A 24,937-nucleotide genomic window follows, 5' to 3' on the forward strand; every position below is an offset into this window, starting at 1 on the left:
GGGAGATTAAATGGACAGCACTTCGCCCATTGCGGGGCCACCCGAGACCGCCGTGCCGGGCCTTGCGCGGGTCGGCCGCGCCTCGTTGCAGACCCGCGTCTATGACGAGCTGACCCGATCGCTGACCCATGGTGCTTTTGCGGCGGGGCAGGTGCTCAGGATGCAGGCGCTGGCCGACACGATGGGTGTCTCGATCATGCCGGTGCGCGAGGCGTTGGGGCGGCTGGCCACCGAGCGCGCACTCGAGATCATGCCCAACCGCTCGGCGCGTGTGCCGCTGATCACCGAGGAGCGGTTGACCGATCTGGCGCGGGCGCGCTGTCTGGTGGAGGGCGAACTGGTGCGGATGGCCGTCCCTAGGCTGACCCCCGAGGACTGGGCCGTGCTGCGCGCCCAGACTGCCGAATGCGAGACCGCCTTCAACCGTCTCGACGAGGAACATGCCAGCCAGACTTCGCAGCTCAATCACCAGTTCCATTTCACCATTTACGGGGCGGCGGGCTCCGATGTGTTGCTGCCGATCGTGCGCAGCCTGTGGATGCAGTCGGGCCCCTGTGTGCGCGCCTCGGCCATCATTTACGGGCGCAACCCCTCGCTGACGGCGGTGCATCACCATTGGGCGCTGATCGAGGCGCTGGAGGCACGCGATGCCGAGGCGGCGGTGCGTGCGCTCCATGCCGATATCACCCAGTCCTTCGCGCTGATCCGCGAGGATATGCGAAAGGCGGCAGGCGATGGATGATACATTCGAGCTCTGGGACCTGCGGGTCGAGGTGACGGCTCCCGAGGGCGGCGCGATCTATTGCAACGCCAAGCGCGGCGATTATTTCGAGCTGCGCGGCGAGATGCTCCATCTGCCGCCCGGACAGGGGTTCTCGATCTACTCGCTGTCTGCCGTGCTGCCGCTGCTGGCGGCCAAACAGCGCCAGACCCACCCCAATGACTGGATGAGCACCGATGCCGAGGTGGCCTGTCCCGACCCGAACTGTTCCACCCGTTTCCGGATTACCCGTTTGGGCAAACGGCGCTTCAGCCATGCCCAGACCACCGCCGTATCTCTGATAAAGGATGACTGACATGACCCTCCCCCGCGCCACACTCGGCCCAGGCTACGAGATTTCCCGCGTGATCCGTGGCGGCTGGCAGCTGGCGGGCGGACATGGCGCGATCGATCAGGCAGAGGCGGTGGAGGATCTGGTCGCCACCGCGCAGGCCGGCATCACCACCTTCGATTGCGCCGATATCTATACCGGCGTCGAGGAGATCATCGGCGCCTTCCGCCGCTCCTATGCCAGCCGGTTCGGGGCAGAGTCGCTCGGCCAGATCCGCGTCCATACCAAATGCGTGCCCGATCTCGACAAGCTGGCCCGCCTCACGCGCCCGATGCTGCGGGAAACCGTGGCGCGTTCGGCGCAGCGGCTCGGGGTCGAGCGACTCGATCTGGTGCAGTTCCATTGGTGGGATTACGCACAGGGCGACTGGCTCGAAGCGGCATCTTGGCTCAGGGAGTTTCAGGACGAGGGGCTGATCCATCTTCTATCGGGGACCAATTTCGGCACCGATCAGGTGGCAGCGATGTTCGGGGCGGGGATCCGTCTGGCCACGCTCCAGACCCAGTATTCGCTCCTCGACCTGCGCCCCGAAAAGCGGATGGCCGCTCTGGCCGCGCGCGAGGGGATGCAGTTTTTGTGCTATGGCACCGTGGCGGGCGGATTCCTGTCGGACCGCTGGCTGGGCCGGCCCGATCCCAAGGGCGAGATGGAGAACCGCTCGCTCACGAAATACCATCTGATCATCGAGGATTTCGGCGGCTGGGATCTGTTCCAGAGCCTGCTCGGATGTCTGCGCACCGTTGCCGACCGTCACCGGAGCGATATCGCGACCGTGGCCTCGGCGGTGATGCTGACCCGCCCGCAGGTGGCAGGGGTCATCGTGGGCGCGCGCAACCGTGCGCATCTGGCGGCCAATCTGCGGATCGGGACGCTGGCGCTCTCGCCCGAGGATCTGGCCGCGATCGAGGCGGTGCTGGCGCAATCCGTCCCGCTCGAGGGCGATGTCTACGAACTCGAGCGGGACCGTCACGGCCGCCACGGCGCCATCATGAAATACAATCTCAATAAAGAAGAGGCCTGAGCCTCCGATCCCCGCCCGACAAAGGGCATTTCCAACAGGAGTTGACTGATATGAAGGAATTACTGCTTGCCGCAGCGGCCAGCGCCGCCTTTGGCTCCGCCGCGATGGCCCAAGATTGCAGGATCGACGTAGGGATGGTCATGGAATTGACTGGTCCCGCCGGTGTCTATGGTCAGGCCGGTGCCAAGGCTGTGGATATGGCGTTTCGCGATTTCAACGAGGCAGGTGGCGCGGGGGGCTGCCAGATCGCGTCGGAGATTCGCGACAGCCAGAGCCAGGGCAATGTGGCCGTCGATCAGGCCACACAGCTCGTCAATATCAAGAAGGTGCCGGTCGTGATCGGCGGGATCATCTCCTCGGTAACGCTGCCGATCCTCACCTCGGTGACCGCGCCCGCCAAGGTCGTGCAGGTCTCGCCCGCTTCCTCCTCGCCCACACTCACCCAGCTGGGGCAGGAGGGCAAGACGGGCGGCTATTTCTTCCGCACCATTACCTCGGATGCGCTGCAAGGGACGGCTGCGGCCAAATATGCCATCGATCAGGGCATGAAAAAGCTTGCCATCATTCATGTGAACAATGATTTCGGCGTCAATATGATGCGCGAGTTCACGACCGCCTATACCGCGCTCGGCGGCGAGATCACCTCCGTCACCCCCTATAACGAGAAACAGGCCAATTATTCCTCCGAGGCGACCGCCGCGCTGAAAGGGGATCCCGAGGGGCTTTACTTGATCTCCTATCCGGTCGATGGCGCGACCATCGCGCGGGCATGGATTTCCTCGGGCGGGCCGCAGAAATTCCTTCTCAATGACGGAATGAACTCCTCCGATTTCATCAAAGCTGTCGGGGCGCAATATCTCGAGGCGGCCTATGGCACCTCCTCGGGCACGTCCGAGAGCCCCTCGACCAAATATTTCTACGATAATTTCGAAACTTTCTCGGGCGGGATCGCCCCTGATGCGCCCGCCGCCGACCGCTCCTATGATGCGGGGGCGATCGTGGCGCTGGCGATTGCCGAGGCAGGCGAACCAACGCCCGACAAGATCCGCGCCGCCATCCCCGAGGTGACCGGCACCGAGGGCGAACCGATCTATGCAGGTCCTGCCGAGTTCAAGAAGGCGCTGGCGCTGATCAAGGAAGGTAAGAAAATCCGTTACGAGGGGGTGATCGGCCCTGTCGCCTTCGATCAGTACGGCGATATCACCGGCCCGTTCCGCTTGTGGAAGATCACCGATGGAACTGTCGAGACGACCGGCACGATGTCGCCCGAAGAGGTGGCGCAGGTAAAGGCTGAAACCACCCCGTAAGCACCCGGGGCGTTCGTGCCGTCCATCCCGCCCGTGCCAGCGCTGGGGCGGGAGTTTTCATACGCGCCGCTGTGCGTATTGGCCTCCGGTTCCGCGTGGGCTGCATTTGAACGCTGGGTTCCTTTGCGGCTTTCTTGATCTACATCACATTATAAGCAGGCTATTCGTTCTGGCGGCCATAATCTATATGCGCTTCGCCTGAAGGACACTGCCAGCGGCAATGTCCCCCTGAAAACCTGCGGCAAATTTAAAACTGTTCCTGACCGTAAACGATCGTAATCGCTCATCCCGGTCTCACCCAATCCGATCGCCCGATGGGGCCCGCGCCGCTCTCTGCCGCGCGGCGCAACGGACCTATGCTGTTTGTTTCGGGGCAGGTCGGGATCGATCCTTTGAGCGGGGCACTTGCGGGGTCCGACATCACCAGCCAGACGCGGCAAGTTCTCGAGAATATGAAATCGCTCGTCGAGGCGGGCGGGCTGAGCATGGCCGATGTGATGAAGGTCGGGATCTTTCCGGTGAATGGCGATGATTTCGCCGCGATGAACGCTGTCTATGCCGAGTATTTCGATGCGCCATTCTCGGCGCGCGCCACGGTGGGCATCCGCCTCAACGATCCGCGCCTTCTGGTCGAGATGGATGCGATCGCGATGGAGCGTCAGGCGTGATGCATATCCATATTGAAACTGATGGCGGTCCCCTGTCGCTCTGCGCCGACCGTCTGCGCGCGGCTTTGGATCAGGCGGGGATCACCGGGATGGAGATCTCCAAAAACGCCGATTCTGCGGCGTTTGAGACCGCCGTGGCACAGGCCGATATCCTCTTTGCCTGCTGCAAACCCGACCTGCGCGAGCTGCGTGTTAAGGCGCCGAAGCTCGACTGGATCCAGGTGATCTCGGCGGGCATCGAGACCCTGACCCCTATCTGCCCGAGGGTGTGGCGCTGACCAATGCCTCGGGTGTGCATGGCGCGAAAGGTGGCGTGTTCCTCCTGACGGCGGCCTTGATGCCCAACTATGCCACCCCGCAATTCGCCAGCTACAAGACGGCGTGAACATGGGCATCCGTCTTTGGACACTTCTGTGCGTGGGCGGGATCGGCTCGGCTGCGGTGCCGCTCTTGCGCGGATTGGGCGCGGTGGTCACCGGCGTGACCCGCAGTAGCCGCTCCACCGCCGCTCTCGATGCCTGCCTGCCCGTCGGCACGCTCGACGATGTGCTGCCCCGCACGGATATCCTCTTCTCCAGCCTGCCGCTGACCCCCGAGACCAAGAACCTCGTCTCGGCCTCCCGTCTGGGCCTTCTGCCACGCGGGGCAGGGGTGGTCAGCGTGGGGCGCGCGAGGGTAATCGATCATATGGCCCTCGTGGCCGCCCTGCGTGAGGGCGCATTCGGGGGCGCGGTGCTCGATGTCTTCCCCGTGGAGCCCCTCGCCATGAGGCCCACCTACCAGAACGGTTCGTTCAACGTGCCGCCGACCTCGATCGGCAGCGGTCGCGTGCATAGCTGCCCCATTCTTTATGTCACTGACGAGCGTGGGCTGTTGCGCGAGGCTGTAACTGATCTGGAGACACAGGCTCGCGCGGGCGAGGTCTTCTCACGCGGCGGCCTGCCCGCGCTTGCCCGAAATCGAAGCCCGCCCCGATAGCTCGCAGAATGCGCGGATCGTAAAGATCTCCATCGATGCGGGCATCACCGCGACATTGCGACATCAAGGGCAAAGTGCTCTGCGGGGCCTATTGTGACCGGATGCGGGCCTATTCGTCAAATATGTTCCAGTATTCCGTCGAGTAGACGGTAGCGCATGCCGATGTAGCGGTCGATGCCGGTCGTATGGGCCTGCCATTCGGCTGGGAGCCCTGCGGGCAGGATATGCGGAAAGATCTAGGGTCAGCGCTCATTTCCATCCAGAGCCAGAACAAGCTGGTAGCAGCGAGTGCGATCGCCAAGAGATAGGTGATTGGGCATCGGTCATATCGAGTAGCCACCCGCCGCCAGTGCTTCAGTCGTCCGAACATGATCTCGATGCGATTGCGTCGCTTGTAACGGCGCTTGTCATATCCGATGAGTGCCTTGCGGGACTTCCGACTCGGGATTCACACTTTCATCCCCTTGTCTTTCAACGCTTCTCTGAGCCAATCTACATCATATCCCCGATCGCCCAGCATCCATTTCGCCTGTGGCAGGCTGTCGAGCAACGCCTGCGCACCGGTGAAGTCGCTGAGCTGAGCTGCTGTCATGAACAGTCGGATCGGGCGGCCTTTCATGTCGGCGATGGCGTGGAGCTTCGTGTTCATCCCGCCCTTCGTGCGGCCGATCAGGCGTCCACGCCCCCTTTTTGACCCGCAGGCTGGATGCCGTGCAATGCGCTTTCAGATACGTCGCATCGATCATCACGGTTCGAGTGTCGGAATTTTCGGAGGCCAGGCCTTCCAGGATCCGAGCGAAGACACCCATTCGGCTCCAACGATTGTAGAGCGTTTTGGGCGGGCCGTATTCCTTGGGCGCATCACGCCACCTCCACCCATTGCGATTAATGAAGATAACCCGCCCAACACACGCAGATCATCGACGCGAGGCCGCCCACGGCTTTTCGGAAAATAGGGGCCAATGCGTTTCATCTGCGCCTCGGTCAGCCAGAACAAGTTACTCATCACCTCAAACTCCAGATCGTTCAGATCCAGATTCGACACTGTCCGAGTTTCGCGGGCCACATCATTTTTACCAATTGGGTCTATGTCTTTTAAGCCCGATCAACGTCATAATCAACATTATGTAACCATTGCTATAATGGAATATGTGTTCTGTAACGCCCATTTTACAAAACTACGTACATTAATCTAAGCGGCGTTGCGATCTGGACGCCTGTACAAGAACCTGCAGTCTACCCGGTCAGGATACAAAGCATAGTTTGCAATGCGGGTAGACTGTCCTTGTGGGCAGTTTGGTGCAGTTGCAAATTATCAAGGGCTGTATCCGATCTTCCAGCGCCGCTTGGATCCTTTGTCGCTGATCGCGCAGATGCGCGGGCTTTCCTTGGGCCAATTTGCTTGGCGAACAAGCCTTTGATGGCCTAGAGAGGTTATAGCCTGTATGACGTTTTTCAGAGCGCGGACGCGGATCTGCGACCCTTCAGCACATTACTCTGCGTCCGCTTGCTGCCGAGTTGGCCTTGGCAGCTGCGGCCCATACAGCCTTCGTCACTTAAAATGTCGCGGGTGCCGAGGCATCGGTGAGATGGTCCGCGGGAAAACGCTGGGCCGGTGCGGCATCCCGGCAATGGGCAGGTCGTTTCAGCTTTCCGCTAGAAACCGTGATCGCTGTGAACATCACAGCGTTCGGGTGATATCCAGACATCGTAGCGCCCCCCAGTATCATTCCCGCTAGCGTGAGTTACGACACGGCGGCGGATGGCATCGACATTTAGAAACTGCCCTGCATTAGGCCATGCAGGCCGCTCACCCCTGCTTCATTCCATCGTCGACCTCTTATCCGAAAACCGACCAGCCGGTGAAACGGGCGATCTGTTCGGCGGCGAATGTTCCCATATGGGAGTTGCCATAGAGGTTCAGCCCAGGCGACCAGACCGCGATCGAGGCCACTCCTGGCGCGATGACCAGAATGCCGCCGCCCACGCCGCTCTTGCCCGGCAGCCCTACGCGGAAGGCGAAATCGCCCGAGCCGTCATAATGGCCACAGGTCATCATCAAGGCATTGAGACGACGCGCTTTCTCGGGGGCAAGGATCGCGGGCGCCCGTGGCAGCTGCGCAATCATTCGCCCGGCCCGTGCAAGCTGCGTTGCCGTCATCTCGATGGCGCATTGGTGAAAGTAGGTGCCCAAGGTCATCTCGGGCGGGTTGGTCATATTATTGAAGGACTTCAGATAATTGGCGAGCGCGATGTTGCGAAAACCGGTGCGCTCCTCCGAAAGCGCCACAGCGCGGTCGATATGGATATCCTCATCCCCCGCGGCCAGACGCAAGAAGGCCAGCACCTCGCTCAGCGCCTCGCGCGGGGCACGCCCTGCCAGAAGCGCATCGGTGGTCACCAGCGCGCCCGCATTGATGAACGGGTTGCGCGGGCGGCCCTTTTCCTGCTCGAGAAGCAGGATCGAGTCGAACCGCGTCCCCGAGGGCTCGCGCCCAACCCGTGTCCAGATTTGCTCGCCGCTGCGCCCGAGCACGCAAGCGAGCGTGAAGACCTTCGAGACGCTCTGGATCGAGAAGCGCGTATCGGCGGCTCCTGCTTGCAGCACCTGCCCGTCGGCCAGCGCGATGGCCACGCCGAATTGCGCAGGGTCCACCTTGGCCAGCTCGGGGATATAATCGGCCACCTCGCCCCAATCGGCGCGAGCACGGATATCTGCATCCAGATCGGTCAGAAAGGACTGAAGCTCTGCCGCATCAATGTCCATTACGGATTTCCTCCTTGAGGGCCGCCCAGAGCGCCTCGACCTCGGGAGCCAGCTTCCGGATCGGGCGATAGGCGCAGATCTCGACATCGAGCGCCCATTCCGGCCCGCCGATCGGGCCGATGACCCCCGCCGCCGCATCATCGACCGCGCTGACCGGCAGCCAGCCGACCCCGTGGCCCTCCATGATGATCTCCTTGAGGACGTCCGACATATCGCATTGCACGCTGATCCTGTAGGCCGGATCGACGGGCGCGCGTTCGAGCACATGCTCGAAGAGCCGCATGAAATAGGCCTTGTGCGAATAGGCGATCAGCGGGAACGGCGCTTTCTCGGTGCCCGGAAAGCCGAAGGCCTCGCGTTTGTGCCGGTTGAGGACGGCATAGGGCAGGAAGCGGTCGCGCCGCACCACCAGCCGCTCTTGCGCATCGGTATGGATGGGGCTCGGAAGCGCGGGATTGTCATGGCACAGCAGGATATCGGCATCCCCCGCCATATAGCGCGCGGTGACATCCTGCGTATTGCCGACGATGACCGAGAAGGACGATTTGACCCGCCCCTTGAGCATCTTCAGCACCCGCTTGAAATCCGATCGCGCAAGGCAGTTGGGCGTGGCGATACGCACCTGCGACATCAGCGCGAACTGGCTCGAGCGGATCTTGGCGCGCGCCCCCAGAAGCCGCTCGACCGAAGCCGCGGCCTCGGCGCGGAAATCCTCGCCCGCATCGGTCAGCCGGACCGGCACCGCCCCCTTGACGATAAGGGCAGTGCCGACCCAATGTTCGAGCGACTGGATCCGCCGGCTGAAAGCGGCCTGCGAGACATTGCGGAACTCCGCCGCGCGGGTGAAATTGCGCATCTCGACGAGGGCAAGGAAGTCCTCGAGCCAGCGTATATCCATTCACGTCATCCGTTCCAGCGGCCCGTCACAGGCCAATCGCGCGATAGTAATCCGCAATCCGCGCAATGGAAACGGCATAGGCGGCGGTGCGCAGATTGACTTGGGGCATACGGGCATGCTGCGCCGCGATCTCGCCGAAGGCCCGCGTCATGATCTCCTCGAGGCCCGAGCGCACGAGGTCGATCTCTTGCGTGTCACGCGCGATGGAGGCACGCAGATCATCGGTCATCGACCGCCCCGACATCTGCTCGAGCGCGCTCACCATCGACATGCCGGTGGCGATCTGCTGGCGGCGTTCCATCAGGCCGAAGGGGATATGGGTGATGTTCTTGACCCATTCGAAATAGCTCACCACAACCCCGCCCGCATTGACGAAGAGATCGGGCAGGATGCGGATGCCGCGCGCACCCAGCACCTCTTCGGCGGCGGCGGTCACAGGCCCATTGGCCGCCTCGACGATCAGCTGGTAGTCGATTTCGTTGCAATTGCCTTCGGTGATCGCGGCCTCCTTGGCGGCGGGGATCAGGATATCGGCGGCCATATGGGTCAGGCCCTCGGCGCTCGGCACCGTATCGGCGCCCGCAAACCCGCCAATCGAGCCTGTCGCGCGGCGATGGGCGGCCACCGCCTCGATATCGAGGCCCTTCGGATCGAAGATCGCCACGTCATGCTCGACGATCCCCACGATCCGCGCGCCATCCTCGGCGAGAAATTTGGCGCTGTGATAGCCCACATTGCCAAAACCCTGCACCACCACCGAGAGCCCCCTGATCTGTTTTTGCCCAGAAACCGCCGGCATGTCGGGATGGGCAAGATAGGCGCGCACGGCATATTGCACCCCGCGGCCCGTGGCCTCCACCCGTCCCTCGATCCCGCCGCGCGCGACCGGCTTGCCGGTCACGCAGGCGCTGACATTGATCGCATCGGCGCGGCCGGTCTTGCGGTATTCATCGGCGATCCATGCCATCTCGCGCTCGCCCGTGCCCATATCGGGTGCAGGCACGTTACGACCCGGATGGATCAGGTCTCGGCGGGCGAGCTCTTGCGTGAAGCGGCGGGTGATACGCTCGAGTTCATCCTCGGTCCAGTCCGACGGGTTGATCCGCAGCGCGCCCTTGGAGCCGCCGAAAGGCACATTGACCAGCGCGCATTTCAGGCTCATCAGCGCCGCCAACGCCTCGACCTCGTCCATCGTTGCATCAGGCGCATAGCGGATACCGCCCTTGGCCGGCTCGATATGCTCGCTATGCACCGAACGCCAGCCCTCGAAGCTGTAGATCCGCCCGCGCAGCTTGACCCCGAAACGCACGGCGTAGGTCGAGTTGCACTGGGTGATGCGCTCGGCCAGACCGTCGGTCAGGTCCAGATGCGGCGTGGTATTACCGATGAAACGTTCGATATTGGCAAAGAATTTTTGATCCGACATGGGTGTATCCGGTGTCCTGTGACTGGCCTCTCCGCCCCTCGCGGGCGGTCGATGACGCCACCAAGCTCCGCCTCGTGCCGGATGTCTAATGCGTATCCTGCATGGCCTATGCGCGAAGAGCATCGGTCATAACATTTCCGTTCCCGAAGCGGCTCATTCACGCAAAGCGGCAACGGCCTTGATCTCGATCTTCAGCTCGGGTCGGCTCAGGCCGGAGATGCCGATGATCGACCAAGCGGGGAACGGGCTTTTGATGAAGCGCTGTTTGACCTCGATGAACGCCGGCAATGTGTCCGCGATATCCACATGATAACTGGTAACATCGACGAGGTCGGCAAACCCGAGGCCCGCGATCCGTAACAGCTCGCCGATCCTTTGCAGGGCGCATTCGGTCTGGCCCGCGATGTCCGCGGGGACGCTGCCATCGGGCCGGACACCTACCTGTCCCGAGATGAACAGGAACCCGCCGGATCTGACCACAGGCGAAAACCCGTATGTCTCGAAAGCCGCGCGATAGTTTGCGAACATCTCGTTGTCTTCGGGAATGTGTAGAACGTCTGTCGTCATGGCGGTGTCCTCGATCTGTCAGGGATGGTGCGCGCGGGAGGCCCTCCCGCGCTGTGTCATATCTGTGCGGCGATGGCGGCCTTGTCGATCAGCGACCAGACCTTCTGGATCCGGCCATCGTGAAATTCGTAAAAGACATGCTCGTCGAAGCGCACCTGCTTTCCATTCACTGCCAGCCCGAAGAGATCCCCCACCGGAGAGCAGTCAAAGGCGAGCCGGACAGCGATCACGGGTGGGTCGCAGACGAGCGCGGCGATCGTGAACTGAAGGTCGGGGATCGCGCGAACATCCGCAGCGAGCATCCCTGCATAGCCCTCCAGCCCGATGCGGGTTCCGTTATAGATCACGTCCTTGCCAACAAACTGGTGGAGATCCTGCCAGTCCCGCCCGTTCAGGCACGCGATATAGGCCCGATAGGCCACCATGATCTCTTCTCGTGTCATCTCCCCCCGCATGCGTCGTTTGTCGGCAGCTAGCCCGTGGGCCTGTGAGGGCAAGCAGAAGCTGGGGCGGGCTTTTGCCTGCCCCCCTTCCGATAGCCAGATCCCCTCGGACAGCATCATGCACGAGCACCGCATGAACAAGGCGATCCGGTCCCCGAAGCGGAAAGCGCGGCGATAATGGCGCGGCCGTCGCAACAGCCGCGCCCCTGTGCCCCTGCACCGTCAGGCGACGCGGCGGTGCTCCTCGGACAGGCGGAACTGGCCGACCAGCCCTGCCAGATCATGAGCCTGCCGGTTCAGCGCGGTGCAGGCGGCGGTGGTTTCCTCGAAGGCTGCGGCATTGCGCTGCTGGGCGCGATCGAGCTGGTTGACTGCGGTATTGATCTCGCCAATGGTCGAGGACTGCTCATCTGCCGACGCCGCGATATCTCCGACATTGACCGAGACGACCTTGATGCTCTCGAGTATGTCACGCAGGGCTTCGCCGGTCTGGCTGACAAGCGTCACGCCGTTGGTCACCTGATCGCCTGATTTCATGATCAGATCGTTTATCTCGCGGGCCGCATTGGCCGAGCGCTGCGCCAGTTCGCGCACCTCGGAGGCCACCACCGCAAAGCCCCGTCCGGCATCGCCCGCACGGGCGGCTTCCACACCGGCATTCAGGGCCAGAAGGTTGGTCTGGAACGCGATGTCGTCGATAACATCGATGATTTTGGACACCTGCGAGGACGAGGCGCTGATCTGTTCCATCGCGAGGACCGTATTCTCGACCACCGACATCGAGGCGCTGGCCTTTTGCGAGACATCGCGCACCAATCCGTCGGCATGATGCGAGCTCTCGGCCGCCGAGCGCACGGACACCGTCAGTTCGTTGAGCGCTGCAGCGGTCTGCTCCAGCGTGGCGGCGCTCGTCTCGGTCTGTTGGGACAGATCGCTCGTCGCGCGGGCGATCTCGTGCGATCCGCCATTGATCTCCTGTGTCGCATGGCTGATCGAGGAGACCAGCTCGGTCAGATGCCGGACCGTGTCATTGAAATCGATCCGCAGCGGGTCGTAGATCTCGGCAAAGCGCTCCTGAAGGGTGACATCGAGATTGCCCTTGGAGAGGGCACGCAGCCCGCCGGCCAGACTATCCACGACCTGCGACAATTCCCGTGCACGGGCGGATTTCTCCGCTTCGGCGCGCTCACGCGCTTCGCGGGCTTCCGCCTCGGCACGGGCTTCGGCTTCGGCCTGCGCAAGACGAAGGGCCTCGGCCTCGTCCCGCTGGCGCGCCTCTTCCGCGAGCCGCGCCTGTTGGGCCGCCTCGGCCTCCTCGCGCATGCGGGCCTGCTCGGCCTCCAGCTCCGTTTTCTCGATCAGACCCAGTCGCAGGGTCTCGACCGAACGTGCCATCGCGCCGATCTCGTCACGCCCGCGCGTGCCCGGAACCGGTGCGCTATAGTGCCCCGCCGCCAGATCATCGACCGAGGCCAGCATCCCGGCAAGCGGCCGGCGCACCAGACGCGATGCGGCCGCGCCGATCACTCCCAACGCCAGAAGCAAGATAAGCGCCCCACCCAATGCGGCAGACAGCAGCTGGCTGATCACCGGCGCCGCGAAGACGGCCTTGGGCACATCGAGGATGGTCGCCCAAGTCCGGTTCATACCCGGGGCGGTAAAAGGCATGACAAGGCGGGTGCGCCCGTCCTCGAACCCCGTGATGACACGCGGCTGGCCATCCGAGAGTGCATCGCGGACAAGGTCACTGCCCGGCGCGTCATAGACCGACATCAGCTGGCTCTCGTCCTCGCCAACCACCCATTTGGCACCGGCATCGACCAGCATCATCCGGCCGCCCTCGAAGGTCTTCATCTGGCGTAGAAGCGCATCCAGCTTGCCCAAGGTGATATCTACACCCGCCACCCCGATCGTCCGGCCATCATGATGGACCGGCACGGCAATCGACGTCATCAGAGTTCCATCCACAGCCCTGTAGGGTTCTGTTGCAATGGGGCGGTTCTCCTCGACCGGCGCCTTGAACCATTCCGCATCCGTATCGACGGGGAAGGTGATCAGATCGACCGTGCCCTGTTCGTTTTTCGTCCAGTAGGGGGTGAAGATCCCCGCCTCGTTTCGGCCTTCGCCGCCTGTCACGAACGCATCTGTCGACCCGTCCGGCATCCCCGACATCCAAGAGGAATAGAGGTTTTCATATTGTAGCGAGACGTCCTGCAGCATGTCGATCACCTGCGTCGTCTCGCCCCCGCCATGGTCGAAATAGCCCTCGAGCAGCCCCGAGAGGGCTGTCGCTGCGGAGGTCGCCTGCGTGAGGGAGCCTCCGACCTGCTCTGCCGCCCATGCGGCTTTATGGATTGCAAGATCCATCACCTGACTTTTGACGCGTGCGGAGGTCTGCCAGCCATTGAAGGCGGTATATGCCAACAAAATAGCGGAGATAGCAGCCCCCGCTGCCAACAGGAGCTTACCAGATACGGTCCGGAACTTATCTCTCATTTCACTCTCAAATACATAGTCGCCTTGCTCACGATTAAGGGCGCAAAGTCGAATAAAGTATGAAGATCAGGCACACGGACGGCAGTCTTCATCTAAAGTTTGAGATATATGAGCCCTTGTCTCCTGTCAGAATGAGACAGGGCGGTGGAGCGGCTACCGGTTAGGGCGAGGCGGATCTTATTTGCTGTCTTCCGAAACCTCCGTCAGCCCACACCCGAACGCCCCGTCGCCCGACCCGAGCTTCGGGGCCGCATGGCTCAATGAGAGCGTGCTGCGCGAGAAGCAGATGGGCGTGCGCAGGCCCGCTATGCCCTCGGGCGCAATCCGCATCCCCCGCTGGAGGATCTGCGGCTCATCAAGCGCCTCCGGCACGCTGTTGATCGGGCCAGCAGGCACGCCGGCCCCTTCGAGAGCCGAGATCCAGTGCGCTTTCTCCGCCTGTGCCGTTCGATCCGCGATCAGCGCACAGAGCGTCTCGCGATGCGCCACCCTCTGGGCATTGCTGCCATAGCGCGGGTCGGTCCCGAGCGGCCCGAGATCGAGCGCTCGGCAGAGCGCGGCGAATTGCCGGTCATTGCCACAGGCAATGATCAGATGCCCGTCGGATGCGGGAAAGACCTGATAGGGCACGATATTGGGATGGGCATTGCCAAGCCGTGTGGGCGTGACGCCTCCAAGGAGAAAATTCGTCGCCTGATTGGCCAGAACCCCTACGCCGCAATCTAGAAGCGACAGATCGACATGCTGGCCAAGCCCCGAGCGCGCGCGCTCGGCCAGCGCCGCCTGAATGCCGATCACGCCATAAAGGCCTGTAAAGATATCGATCCAAGCCACCCCTACCTTTTGCGGCTCGCCCTCGGGCGCGCCGGTCAGGTCCATGATCCCGCACATTCCCTGAACGAGAAAATCATATCCGGGCTGCGCCGCGCGTGGTCCGGTCTGGCCAAACCCCGTTATCGAGGCATAAACGAGGCGCGGGTTCATCGCGCTCAGGCTGGGATAATCAAGCCCGAATTTCGCAAGCCCGCCAACCTTGAAGTTCTCGATCACGACGTCGGCTCCGGCAATCAGCGCCTTGAGCCGCGCCAGATCCCCCGCATCGGTAAAATCGCAGGTGACCGAGCGCTTGCCACGGTTGGCGGCATGGAAATAGGCAGCCGTCACTTCGGTGCCCCCTGCCCCGTCGGGCCGCTCCACAAAGGGCGGGCCCCAGCGGCGGGTGTCATCGCCCTCGGGCGCCTCGACCTTGATCACCTCCGCGCCCAGATCGGCAAGCGTCTGGCCGATCCACGGACCGGCCAGAATCCGCGCCAGTTCGACGACCTTGAGCCCCTTGAGTGGCGCATCCTGTGGCATGACGCCCCCTCAGCTGAAGGCCTGAAGACCGGTGATCGCCCGCCCGAGGATGAGGGCATGCACGTCATGCGTTCCCTCATAGGTATTCACCGTCTCGAGATTCTGGGCGTGGCGCATCACATGATAGCCGATCTGGATACCGTTGCCGCCATGCATGTCGCGGGCCATACGGGCGATATCCAGCGCCTTGCCGCAATTATTGCGTTTGATCAGCGAGATCATCTCGGGGGCAAAACGGCCCTCGTCGAACAGCTGGCCTACACGCAGGCAAGACTGAAGCCCCAGTGTGATCTCGCTGTGCATATCGGCGAGTTTTTTCTGGTAGAGCTGGGTCGCGGCGAGCGGGCGGCCGAACTGGTGCCGGTCGAGCCCGTATTGGCGCGCGCGGATGAAACAGTCCTCGGCTGCGCCCATCACCCCCCATGCAATGCCGTAGCGCGCACGGTTGAGGCAGCCAAACGGCCCGCCCATCCCCTCGACCCCCGGAAGGAGTGCTTCCTCGCCCACCTCCACATTCTCCATCACGATCTCGCCGGTGATCGAGGCGCGCAGGCTCAGCTTGCCCGCGATCTTGGGGGCCGAGAGGCCCTTCATGCCTTTTTCGAGAATAAAGCCGCGCACCTTGCCGCCATGGGCCTCGGATTTGGCCCAGACCACGAAGATATCGGCGATCGGACTGTTCGAGATCCACATCTTGGATCCGGTGAGCCGGTAGCCGCCCTCGGTCCTGATGGCGCGGGTCTTCATGCCTGCCGGGTCCGATCCCGCATCGGGTTCGGTCAGGCCGAAACAGCCGATCATCGTGCCGGCGGCGAGGTGCGGCAGGTATTTGCGCTTTTGCGCTTCAGAACCATAGGCAAGGATCGGAAACATCACGAGCGAGGATTGCACCGACATCATCGAGCGATAGCCACTATCGATGCGCTCCACCTCGCGGGCCACAAGCCCGTAGGCCACATAGGAGGCCCCCACGCCGCCATATTCCTCAGGCACCGTGACCCCCAGAAGTCCGCTTTCGCCCATCTCGCGGAAGATCTCGGGATCGGTGTGCTCGTCCAGATAGGCCTGTTCCACGCGGGGCGCCAGACGGTCCTGACAGAAGGCCCGTGCGGCCGCGCTGATCATCCGTTCCTCCTCACCCAGCTGTTCGTCGAAGAGGAACGGATCGGACCAGTTATAGGGAATACCCTTGTGGGAAGCGGCCATGAGATGTCTCCGGATGGAAGCAAGAAGGAACGTCCAGAGGAGGCTAGCAGGCGGTCTGTTGCTGGCAAAACGAAATTTGCGCATATATCCATGCAGTCACTGCATGGAATAGTCCTCCCCCTGCGTCGCGAGCCATGAGCGGAACGCCGTGAGCGGCGGGGTCTCGTTACGGCTTTCGGGCCAGGCCAGCCAATAGGCGCCACGCACCGGAACCGCCGGTTGCAGGACCGCCTGTAGGCGACCGCTCGCGATCTCGGCCTGTGCCAGATAGTCCGGCAGGAGCGCGATCCCCAGCCCCGAGATCGCGGCCTGGATCATCATCGAGAACTGGTCCATCAGCATCCCCTCGCCCTCCTGTGGTGCCGCACCCTGCGCGGCAAACCAGTCCGCCCAGGCATGGGGGCGTGATTCCAGCTTGAGGAGCGGCAGGCGGCCCAGATCCTCGGCCCGCCCCATCGCATGCCGCGCCGCGAATGCGGGCGAGACACAGGCGGTCATTCTTTCGTCCAGAAGCTTCAGGCAGCGCGTGCCAGCCTCGTCCGGAAGACCGAAATAGATTGCTGCATCAAAGGCTTCCCCTGAAAAATCCACACGCCCTATCCGCGTCGAGAGATTGACCGAGATGCCCGGATGCGCCGTCAGAAACGCGCCCAGACGTGGCCCGAGCCAGCGGGTGGCAAAGGTTGGCAGCACCGCAAGCGAGAGCGTGCCGCCATGCGGATTGGCCACAACCGCCATACTTGCGCGTTCGAGGATATCGAGCACGCGCGCGATATCCTTGTGATAGGTCAGCGCCACGGCATTGGGGATCAGGCGGCGTCTTTCGCGGGTGAACAATTCCTTGCCGAGCTGCTCCTCGAGCGAGAAGACAAGCCGGCTGACCGAGCTTTGCGTCAGGTTCAGCTCTTCTGCGGCATGGGTTACGCTCCGGTGGCGTAGGACCGCATCAAAGGCGGTCAGGGTTTTCAGGGAGGGAAGAAACCGCCGCCGTCGCATATCATTCCACTCTTGCATGACTGTCGTGCAAAAGAGTGACGCCATTGACGCTGCGCTGTCAACTCCGCGCGCCACAGGCCACAGGCCGCCCTGCGGGCGCTCCGGCACAGATATGCCACAAGCCTGGACGAATTAGTTTGCCAAGGAACGGCCATAGCCACTTGCCCCGCGCGGATCGCTTGCCCATAGTTCCTTCATTCGCGACATCACGGGAGGGTGCTCTGTTGCGGATATGTCTTTGGGAGGACCATCATGATCAAGACCTTCGGGCTCGGCGCGCTGATCGCCGGGAGCCTCGCTATTTCCGCGCCTGCCGTTATGGCCACGGAATTCATCAATGTGCTGACGGGCGGCACCTCGGGTGTCTATTATCCGCTTGGCGTTGCCATGGCCGATATCTACGCCAAGAACATCCCCGATGCGCGCGCGCAGGTGCAATCGACCAAAGCCTCGGTCGAGAACCTGAACCTGCTGCAGCAGGGCCGCGGCGAGATCGGCTTCGCGCTCGGCGATTCCGTGAAGGATGCCTATGACGGCAATGCCGATGTCGGGTTCGACAAGCCGCTCGACAAGCTGCGCGCCATCGCGGCGATCTATCCCAACTATATCCAGATCGCCGCAGCGGCGGAGGCCGGCGCGATCACGGTCAAGGATCTGGCTGGCAAATCCGTGTCGGTGGGCGCGGCCAAATCGGGCACGGAGGTCAATGCCCGCAAGATCCTCGGCGCGCTTGGCATGAGCTATGACGATCTTGGCAAGGTAGAGTATCTGCCCTTCGCGGAATCGGTAGAACTGATGAAGAACCGCCAGCTCGACGCGACCCTGCAAAGCTCGGGTCTCGGCTCGGCGGCGCTCAAGGATCTGTCTTCGACGCAGGATGTGACCTATGTCTCGATCCCCGCCGAGGTGGCCGATACGCTGGGGGCGCCCTATGCGGCAGGTGTGATCCCCGCAGGCACCTATCCGGGTCAGGACGCGGATATTCCGACGCTGGCGATCACCAATATTCTCGTCACCAGCACCAATGTGTCGGACGAGTTGGCCTATCAGATGACCAAGCTGCTGTTCGAGAATCTCGACCAGCTCAAGGCCGCGCATGCCGCAGCCGGTGGCATCGACATCCAGAACGCCATCAAGAACTCCCCGATCCCGCTGCATCCGGGCGCCGAGAAATACTACAGGGAACAGGGCCTGCTCTAAGCGGACCCTTGCGGCGGTCCGGCACCTGTCGGGCTGTCCGCAGGACGGGAGGACAACATGACCGGACATATGACGGCCGAACAGGGCCGGGCCGAAGCTATGGCCGAATTGCATAACCCGCTGGCGTCTCGCTTTCCGCCGGGGCGGACGGGGCGTTTCCTTTTCTGGCTGGCGGTGGCCTTCTCGCTCTACCAGATCTCCATCGCGGCCCATATCATCGACCTGCCGAGCCAGGTGATGCGGGCGGTGCATGTGGGCTTCCTGATGGCGCTCGGATTTCCGCTTCTGGCGCTCGGGCGCGGCTGGGGTGCACCGCTGCGCGGGCTCTGCTGGCTTCTTGCCGCAGCCGGTGTTGCGGTCGCAGCCTATCAATGGGTCGAATATACGCCGCTCCTCATGCGCGCGGGCGATCCCCTGCCCGCCGATCTCGTCTTCGGCTGCATGGCGGTGCTTACCGTTTTCATTGCCGCATGGATGCTGATGGGACCGGCCCTGCCGGTCATCTGCGGGCTCTTTATGGCCTATGCGCTGTTCGGCCAGCATCTGCCTTCGCCCTTCAACCATCGCGGCTATGCCTTCGAGCAGGTGGTCGAGCAGATCGCCTATGGCACCGAAGGGATCTACGGCATCCCCACCTATATCTCTGCGACTTATATCTTCCTTTTCATCCTCTTTGGTTCGTTCCTTGAAAAAGCGGGCATGATCAAACTCTTCACCGATGTCTCTCTGGGGCTGGTTGGCCACAGGATGGGAGGCGCGGCCAAGGTCTCGGTGCTGTCCTCGGGGCTCATGGGCACGATCTCGGGCTCGGGCGTTGCCAATGTGGTGACCACTGGCCAGTTCACCATCCCGCTGATGAAGCGCTTCGGCTACCGTGCGGCCTTTGCCGGAGGCGTCGAGGCCACCGCTTCGATGGGCGGGCAGATCATGCCACCGGTCATGGGCGCTGTGGCCTTCATCATGGCCGAGACGCTCGGCGTGCAATATGTCGAGGTCGTCAAGGCCGCGCTGGTGCCTGCCATCCTCTATTTTGCAGGAGCATTCTGGATGGTCCATCTGGAGGCCGGAAAGCGCGACCTGCGCGGCCTCTCGCCCGAGGAGATGCCCTCGGCCCGCAAGGCGCTGAAAGAGGGCTGGTATCTGATCCTTCCGCTCGCCGTTCTGGTGTGGCTGCTCTTCTCGGGCTACACGCCGTTATTTGCGGGCACCATCGGGCTTGCGCTGACCGGTATGCTGATCCTCGGCGCGGCCATCGCCATGGGCATGGGGTCAACGGGGATCCGGGTGATTTTCTGGATCGTGCTCGGGCTTGCGGCCTCGGCCTTCTTCAGCTTCGGGATCCATGCGCTCCTGCTGGTTCTGGCGGTGCTGATCGCGGCCTGCGCGGCCTTCAAGGGCGGGCGCGAAACGCTGGCGGTCTGTCGCGACAGCCTCGCCGACGGGGCCAAGACCGCCCTGCCCGTTGGCATCGCCTGTGCGCTGGTCGGGGTTATCATCGGGGTGATGACCCTGACGGGGGCAGCCAATACCTTCGGCCAGTTCATCGTTTCGGTCGGCCAGAACAGCCTCTTCCTCAGCCTCGTGCTGACCATGATCACCTGTATCATCCTCGGGATGGGCATACCGACAATCCCCAATTATATCATCACCTCCTCGATCGCCGGCCCCGCGCTCCTCGATCTGGGCGTGCCGCTGATCGTGAGCCATATGTTCGTCTTCTATTTCGGCATTCTGGCCGATCTGACGCCGCCGGTCGCGCTGGCCTGTTTTGCCGCCTCGCCAATTGCCAAGGAAAGCGGGCTGAAGATCAGCTTCGAGGCGATCAAGGTGGCGGCTGCGGGCTTCGTGGTGCCGTTCATGGCCGTCTATACGCCCGCGCTGATGCTGCAGGATGGCGGTGCGCTGGCGGGAACCATCGGCTACTGGCCCGCGGTCGCCTATATCGTGCTCAAGGCGCTGATCGCGCTGGCGCTCTGGGGGGCCTGCGTTATCGGCTGGCTGGGGCGGCGGCTGGCGCTCTGGGAGCGGCTGATCGCGGTGGCTGCGGCCTTCACGCTGGTGGCGGCCCTGCCCGTGACCGATGAGGCGGGCTTTGCCCTCGCCGCCCTCTTCGGGCTGCTCCTGTGGCGGCGCAAGGCTCCGGTGTCGGCATGAGCGGCTGTCTGATGGCGGGGGCGATGATGATCGCCCTTGGCACCGGCGGCAGCTTCACGCTGGAATGGACCCATTCGGTCGAACGCGAGGACTGGCGCGAGACATGGGAGATCACCACGGACGACCGCCTGTATCTGACGCAGGCGGCGGTCAAAGGCTCGGGCGCCGGTATGGAACCGGGTGACGGGGGGCATTTCGAGGAGGGCTGGTGGGTCTGGCACCCCGATCTGCCACCGGTGCCCGCGCTGGTCCTTGCCGCCTCCGGCAAGACCCCCTCGGCATGGCGGCTATGCGGCGCCGGATGTGTGGATCTCGGCGCCTTCTCCGGCCAACCTGTGCAGGTTGTCCCCTGTTCCAGAGCAGGGTAATACCGGTCCGCCCTGCTGCCGCATTTGGGCCGGAGCTGCTGCGGCCCGGTCTGATCGTGTGGGGGGGCAATCGCCAGCAAAGGTCTGGCCAAACACCTCCTCTCGCCAGGCTGGCCCGCGGGATCGGTGTCCCGCGCGAGGTCCGGGCCGACCCGTCGCTCTTTTGCTGCAAGCGTGCTTGGCGAGATCATCGGGTGCCGCCGTCGCAACTCTCCGGATTATCGATCAACGCAAATTCGAAACGTCGTTCCGTTACGCACCCCCCGCGCGCCCCGTGACGTGGGGGGCTACACGGGCGGCCCGACTGCTCGAGGCTTTGGATGACGTTAGGGTGAATATCGAAGATATTGGCGGCATGTCCCATGCGGCGAGTGGCGCGCAGTGAGACCCGGCGCGCGCTCATCATGATCCGGCATGCGCAAGCCCACCTTCCGAAAAGTTTAAGCCTTCATGGGAAGTGCTGGCTGTCGAGTGACCCTCTCATCCTCCGCTCTTCGATAAAGATCCATGAATCGCGTATCGCGACAGATGGCCGGAAGCCCGATATTTCCGCTTTTGCGCCGACATATCTCGAGTTCTGGCATGATACCGCCGGAGCGCTTGTGCTTCTATCCTGCCTTGATGCAGGGCACGGGACGCTTCCGGCTGGGGGCGGCCATCACGTGGACCGGTCATAGGTGCTCCGTTTCTTCTCGCTTCGTAATGGTGCAGAGGACCTTGCCGATCTCGCCACCGGACTAGAACTCATCCCAACCGTCAGCCATCTTGACGGATGCTGCAGCTGCGCGACGGGCTTCGGCAGGCCGGACCTGTCGCGGAACTGTCGGGACCGGTTCACGATGTGTGGCATCTACCGGTTTGGGCTGCTGCATCACTCCCCCGGCGGCGGTTTTCGGGCCGGCTTTGAACATCGCGATCGTCTGGGACAGAGTTTCGGTCTCTTGTGTCAGCGCATGGGTTGCGGCGGTTGTTTCCTCGAACCGTGCGGCATTTTCCTGTGTGACCTGATCCAGCTGGTTGACCGCCTCATTCACCTCGGCGAGCCCTACCGATTGTTCGCCCGAAGATGTTGCGATGGCACTTACATTGACGCTGATCTCCGCCACGCTCGACACGATTTTCTCCAGAGCGGCCCCCGCCTGCGAGACAAGTTCGACACCACGTTTCACCTGTAGCTCCGAAGACGAGATCAAGCCTTTGATATCCCGCGCGGCCTCCGACGATCTTTGCGCCAGTGCCCGGACTTCCGAGGCCACCACCGCAAAACCTCGACCGGCATCATCTGCCCGCGCAGCCTCGACCCCGGCATTCAGCGCGAGGAGGTTTGTCTGGAACGCGATATCGTCGATCATTCCGGTGATCTTGTTGATCTGCTCGGACGAGTGCTCGATCTCGCCCATCGCCTCGACCGCCTCCTGCACCACGGCGCCGGATTTCTCGGCATGATCGCGCGCGCCCTCAACCAGTTGGCTGGTGTGCTTTGCCCCCTCGGCCGAAGACCGGACCGAGATCGTCAGCTCGTCGAGCGCCGTGGCGGTCTCTTCGAGTGTTGCCGCCTGCCGTTCGCTGCGTTGCGAAAGATCATTCGCCGCCGAATAGATCTCGGCCGCATCGCCGGTGATGCGGACCGAATTTTCGCGCACGACCTGCATGGCGGTTTCCAGCTTGCGCAGCGCCTCGTTAAAATCCGAACGCAGTCCCTCGTATTCCATATCGAAAGACTGCTCTATACGGGTGGTTAGATCGCCATCCGCAAGCGTTTTCAACCCGTTACGGAGTGCATGGACGACACTCTCCTGTGCCGCCTGCATCTGCGCCCGCGCGGCCGTCGCCTGCGTCAGGGCATGCCGGGCCTCTGTGATATCCTTGCCGATCAACATCAGACGTATGATATTTCCGGTCTCGTCCTGCACCGGCGCAAATATCCCCTCGATCAGGACCGATTTACCATTGGGTCCGGGCGGGCCGGGGAAGACATCGAGCACCGGCTCGCCTGACTGTAGCTTCCGGTAGACCTCTGCAAGCTCCGGCGCGGCGTCCTGCAATCGCGGCATGGCGGGTATATCCGCCTCGGTTATGCCATAGGATCGCAACATTTGCGCGTTGCCTGATGTCAGCACACCATCGGGAGAAAAACTGGCTACGACCTGGCTTTTGTCCAGCGCGCCCAGAACTGCGGCATTCAGATAGGACTCTGTCACATCCGCCCATTCGACAATGAACCCGATCGTCTCGCCTTGCCCGTCCTCGACAGTCGACAGCTTGACCTGCAAACGGCTCTCGCCCAACTTTACTTGCAGCTGACATGGGAGTTGCGATGGATCCGAAAGCGCGGCCAGAACGGTTTTGCGCTCCTCTTCCGAGAAAAACATCCCGATCGGCGTGCCGATAATGTCGTCGGGGTCGAACGCGTCCCCATGCCCGGCGATGGCTCCTGCCGAGCGCCGCAGCAGGTTGTGGATCTCGGCATTGGCAAAAAACACCTTGAGATCATGATCGACGACCATCATGGCCGATGCGGAGGCCTGAAACGCGGCACTGCGATACCGGTTCTCCACATTGGCCGCTTGCGCCGCTGCAAGCTCCGTGCGGAACTGCTCGAGCGCGCAGGCCATCTTGCCGATCTCGTCGCCGCGTCGGGTATCGGGGACTTCGGTCGCATAATTCCCCAAGCTGATCGCCTGCATCGCGGTGGAGGCACGGCCAAGTGGTCTGGTCACGCTACGGGAGACGAGCATGGCCACGACCACCGAGACAAGCAATACGCACAGCACGAGGATGAGCTGGATCTTCTCCGCGTAGCGCTGGGTTGCCAGAACCTCGTCCGCGCCCTTCTCGACAACAATTGCCCATGTCTGCCCAAAGACCTGCACGGGGGTAAAGGCGATAAAGGCCGGATGACCATCGAGCGCTCCGCTCTCGATCGCGCCCGTCTGGCCCGCCAACGCATCCTGAACCGGAATGCTATCGACCCGGCGCGTCAGCAATGCAGGTGTATCCGAGAACCGCAGCTCCGAGCGCAATATCCCGTCAGGCGCGACGATATAGGCCTGCCCCGTCTCCTCCAACCCGTTGGGATTATTTACAATTGCTTCGATCTGATCCGTCGGAAGCTGGTATATGATGGCACCGAGCCTGTTTCCGCCCGGATCGATGACCGGAGAGCCGATAAAAGCGGCAGGCATCTCGTTCGAGGGGGCGTAGAAGGAATAATCCGAGAACGCAACGCTGCCCTGTTCGAGATCTCTTGCGGCGCGGAACACTTCCGCAAGCCCCGTCTCGCTATAGGGCCCGCTTTCGAGGTTTGTGGCAAAATCGGTTTCTTTTGCAACGGAATAGATGACATTCCCTTGCATATCGACCAGGAAAACATCGTAATAGCCATAGACCTCGATCATCGAGCGGAAACCGGGATGATGGAGCTCGTGAAGTCCGGAATAGCTGAAATCATTCACCCGCTCGGTGGGTGTATCGAGCTTGTCACGCTCACCCGCCGGATAGGGATTATCGGTTACGAAAGCCTTGGTCAGGATCTGCGCCGGATCCATCTCCTCGTTCGCGGCCATCATTCCCCAGACCATACTGAAATCCGTCAGGCTCAGCGTGGTCTCGTTCGCCGCGGCAGCTGTGGCGATATCCAGCGCTGCCCGGTCGAAAAACACCTCGAGACGGTTGGCACGGTCTTTTACATCCGCGGTCAACCGCTCTGTCGCCTCGTCCCCCAATCTTTGAAGAACGATCTGCCCCGTAAGCACTGAGACAAAGGAAACCGATAGTAACACGAGCGCCATTATGATGAGTGGCAGCTTGACCGATATACTCAGATTCCTCGTCAACGACATAGCATTCCTCCAAATGCACGCACGCGCCTCCCGAAAGCGCTGCAGTCCTCTCTATATGTCACCTGTAAAGAATCGGTATCGAGCAGATAGAGCAGGGCGGCCGGGCGGAGCCGCCGGACAAGGAGGATTTGC

General features: G+C 62.5%; 20 protein-coding genes and 1 pseudogene. 10 read left to right on the top strand and 11 right to left on the bottom strand.

Features of this window, described 5'->3' with window-relative positions; translation table 11 throughout:
* The first annotated feature begins 10 nt into the window (after positions 1-10).
* The 7 genes from WDB91_RS18025 (at position 11) to WDB91_RS18055 (ending at position 5,086) form a co-directional block, all read left to right on the top strand.
* Complete coding sequence (locus tag WDB91_RS18025; protein WP_339115533.1) at positions 11-742, top strand: GntR family transcriptional regulator; 732 nt, start codon at positions 11-13, stop codon at positions 740-742.
* Positions 735-1,076, top strand: coding sequence for a TIGR04076 family protein (locus tag WDB91_RS18030; protein WP_339115534.1), 342 nt, complete (start codon positions 735-737; stop codon positions 1,074-1,076). Before WDB91_RS18025 ends, WDB91_RS18030 begins: the two co-directional genes overlap by 8 nt.
* Before the next feature lies 1 nt (position 1,077).
* Positions 1,078-2,133, top strand: a complete 1,056-nt coding sequence (locus WDB91_RS18035; RefSeq protein WP_339115535.1) for an aldo/keto reductase — start codon at positions 1,078-1,080, stop codon at positions 2,131-2,133.
* 50 nt (positions 2,134-2,183) lie between these two features.
* On the top strand, positions 2,184-3,440 hold the full coding sequence (locus WDB91_RS18040; protein WP_339115536.1) for an ABC transporter substrate-binding protein: 1,257 nt from the start codon (positions 2,184-2,186) through the stop codon (positions 3,438-3,440).
* Between the two features lie 314 nt (positions 3,441-3,754).
* On the top strand, positions 3,755-4,108 hold the full coding sequence (locus WDB91_RS18045; RefSeq protein ID WP_339115537.1) for a Rid family hydrolase: 354 nt from the start codon (positions 3,755-3,757) through the stop codon (positions 4,106-4,108).
* The gene (locus WDB91_RS18050; RefSeq protein WP_339115538.1) at positions 4,108-4,386 is read left to right on the top strand and encodes a hypothetical protein; all 279 of its coding nucleotides are present in this window, start codon (positions 4,108-4,110) and stop codon (positions 4,384-4,386) included. Before WDB91_RS18045 ends, WDB91_RS18050 begins: the two co-directional genes overlap by 1 nt.
* A 109-nt stretch (positions 4,387-4,495) precedes the next feature.
* Positions 4,496-5,086 (top strand): NAD(P)-dependent oxidoreductase, encoded by a 591-nt coding sequence (locus WDB91_RS18055; protein ID WP_339115539.1) that lies wholly within the window; start codon positions 4,496-4,498, stop codon positions 5,084-5,086.
* Positions 5,087-5,348: 262 nt separating this feature from the next.
* On the opposite strand, the pseudogene WDB91_RS18060 reads toward WDB91_RS18055, so the two are convergent.
* The 10 genes and pseudogenes from WDB91_RS18060 to WDB91_RS18105 all read right to left on the bottom strand — a co-directional run.
* Positions 5,349-6,092 (bottom strand): annotated as a pseudogene (locus tag WDB91_RS18060) (IS5 family transposase); the annotation flags it as partial.
* Between the two features lie 834 nt (positions 6,093-6,926).
* Positions 6,927-7,853, bottom strand: coding sequence for a glutaminase (locus WDB91_RS18065; protein ID WP_339115540.1), 927 nt, complete (start codon positions 7,851-7,853; stop codon positions 6,927-6,929).
* Complete coding sequence (locus WDB91_RS18070) at positions 7,843-8,751, bottom strand: LysR family transcriptional regulator (protein ID WP_339115541.1); 909 nt, start codon at positions 8,749-8,751, stop codon at positions 7,843-7,845. The genes WDB91_RS18065 and WDB91_RS18070 overlap by 11 nt, the downstream gene beginning before the upstream one ends.
* Before the next feature lie 25 nt (positions 8,752-8,776).
* Positions 8,777-10,177 carry a Glu/Leu/Phe/Val dehydrogenase gene (locus WDB91_RS18075; protein ID WP_339115542.1) on the bottom strand — a complete coding sequence of 467 codons (1,401 nt, stop codon included), beginning with the start codon at positions 10,175-10,177 and terminating at the stop codon, positions 8,777-8,779.
* Between the two features lie 153 nt (positions 10,178-10,330).
* On the bottom strand, positions 10,331-10,744 hold the full coding sequence (locus WDB91_RS18080; protein WP_339115543.1) for a RidA family protein: 414 nt from the start codon (positions 10,742-10,744) through the stop codon (positions 10,331-10,333).
* 56 nt (positions 10,745-10,800) lie between these two features.
* The gene (locus tag WDB91_RS18085; RefSeq protein ID WP_339115544.1) at positions 10,801-11,187 is read right to left on the bottom strand and encodes an ester cyclase; all 387 of its coding nucleotides are present in this window, start codon (positions 11,185-11,187) and stop codon (positions 10,801-10,803) included.
* A gap of 222 nt (positions 11,188-11,409) precedes the next feature.
* Positions 11,410-13,554: a methyl-accepting chemotaxis protein gene (locus tag WDB91_RS18090; RefSeq protein WP_339115545.1), complete on the bottom strand. Its 2,145-nt coding sequence runs from the start codon at positions 13,552-13,554 to the stop codon at positions 11,410-11,412.
* A gap of 306 nt (positions 13,555-13,860) precedes the next feature.
* A complete protein-coding gene (locus WDB91_RS18095; protein ID WP_339115546.1) occupies positions 13,861-15,039 on the bottom strand; it encodes a CaiB/BaiF CoA-transferase family protein in 1,179 nt (392 codons plus the stop codon).
* Between the two features lie 9 nt (positions 15,040-15,048).
* The gene (locus WDB91_RS18100) at positions 15,049-16,245 is read right to left on the bottom strand and encodes an acyl-CoA dehydrogenase (RefSeq protein WP_339115547.1); all 1,197 of its coding nucleotides are present in this window, start codon (positions 16,243-16,245) and stop codon (positions 15,049-15,051) included.
* A 96-nt stretch (positions 16,246-16,341) separates the two neighbouring features.
* Positions 16,342-17,241: a LysR family transcriptional regulator gene (locus tag WDB91_RS18105; RefSeq protein WP_339115548.1), complete on the bottom strand. Its 900-nt coding sequence runs from the start codon at positions 17,239-17,241 to the stop codon at positions 16,342-16,344.
* A gap of 252 nt (positions 17,242-17,493) precedes the next feature.
* On the opposite strand from WDB91_RS18105, the gene WDB91_RS18110 reads away from it, so the two are divergent.
* The 3 genes from WDB91_RS18110 to WDB91_RS18120 all read left to right on the top strand — a co-directional run bounded on the left by WDB91_RS18110 (position 17,494) and on the right by WDB91_RS18120 (position 20,963).
* On the top strand, positions 17,494-18,441 hold the full coding sequence (locus WDB91_RS18110) for a TAXI family TRAP transporter solute-binding subunit (protein WP_339115549.1): 948 nt from the start codon (positions 17,494-17,496) through the stop codon (positions 18,439-18,441).
* 99 nt (positions 18,442-18,540) lie between these two features.
* Positions 18,541-20,595, top strand: a complete 2,055-nt coding sequence (locus WDB91_RS18115; protein WP_339115611.1) for a TRAP transporter permease — start codon at positions 18,541-18,543, stop codon at positions 20,593-20,595.
* Complete coding sequence (locus WDB91_RS18120; protein ID WP_339115550.1) at positions 20,592-20,963, top strand: DUF1850 domain-containing protein; 372 nt, start codon at positions 20,592-20,594, stop codon at positions 20,961-20,963. Before WDB91_RS18115 ends, WDB91_RS18120 begins: the two co-directional genes overlap by 4 nt.
* Before the next feature lie 737 nt (positions 20,964-21,700).
* On the opposite strand, the gene WDB91_RS18125 is transcribed toward WDB91_RS18120, so the two are convergent.
* The gene (locus WDB91_RS18125) at positions 21,701-24,805 is read right to left on the bottom strand and encodes a methyl-accepting chemotaxis protein (RefSeq protein WP_339115551.1); all 3,105 of its coding nucleotides are present in this window, start codon (positions 24,803-24,805) and stop codon (positions 21,701-21,703) included.
* Between the last annotated feature and the right edge of the window lie 132 nt (positions 24,806-24,937).

Source organism: Thioclava sp. GXIMD2076, from assembly GCF_037949795.1.
Lineage (GTDB): Bacteria > Pseudomonadota > Alphaproteobacteria > Rhodobacterales > Rhodobacteraceae > Thioclava > Thioclava kandeliae.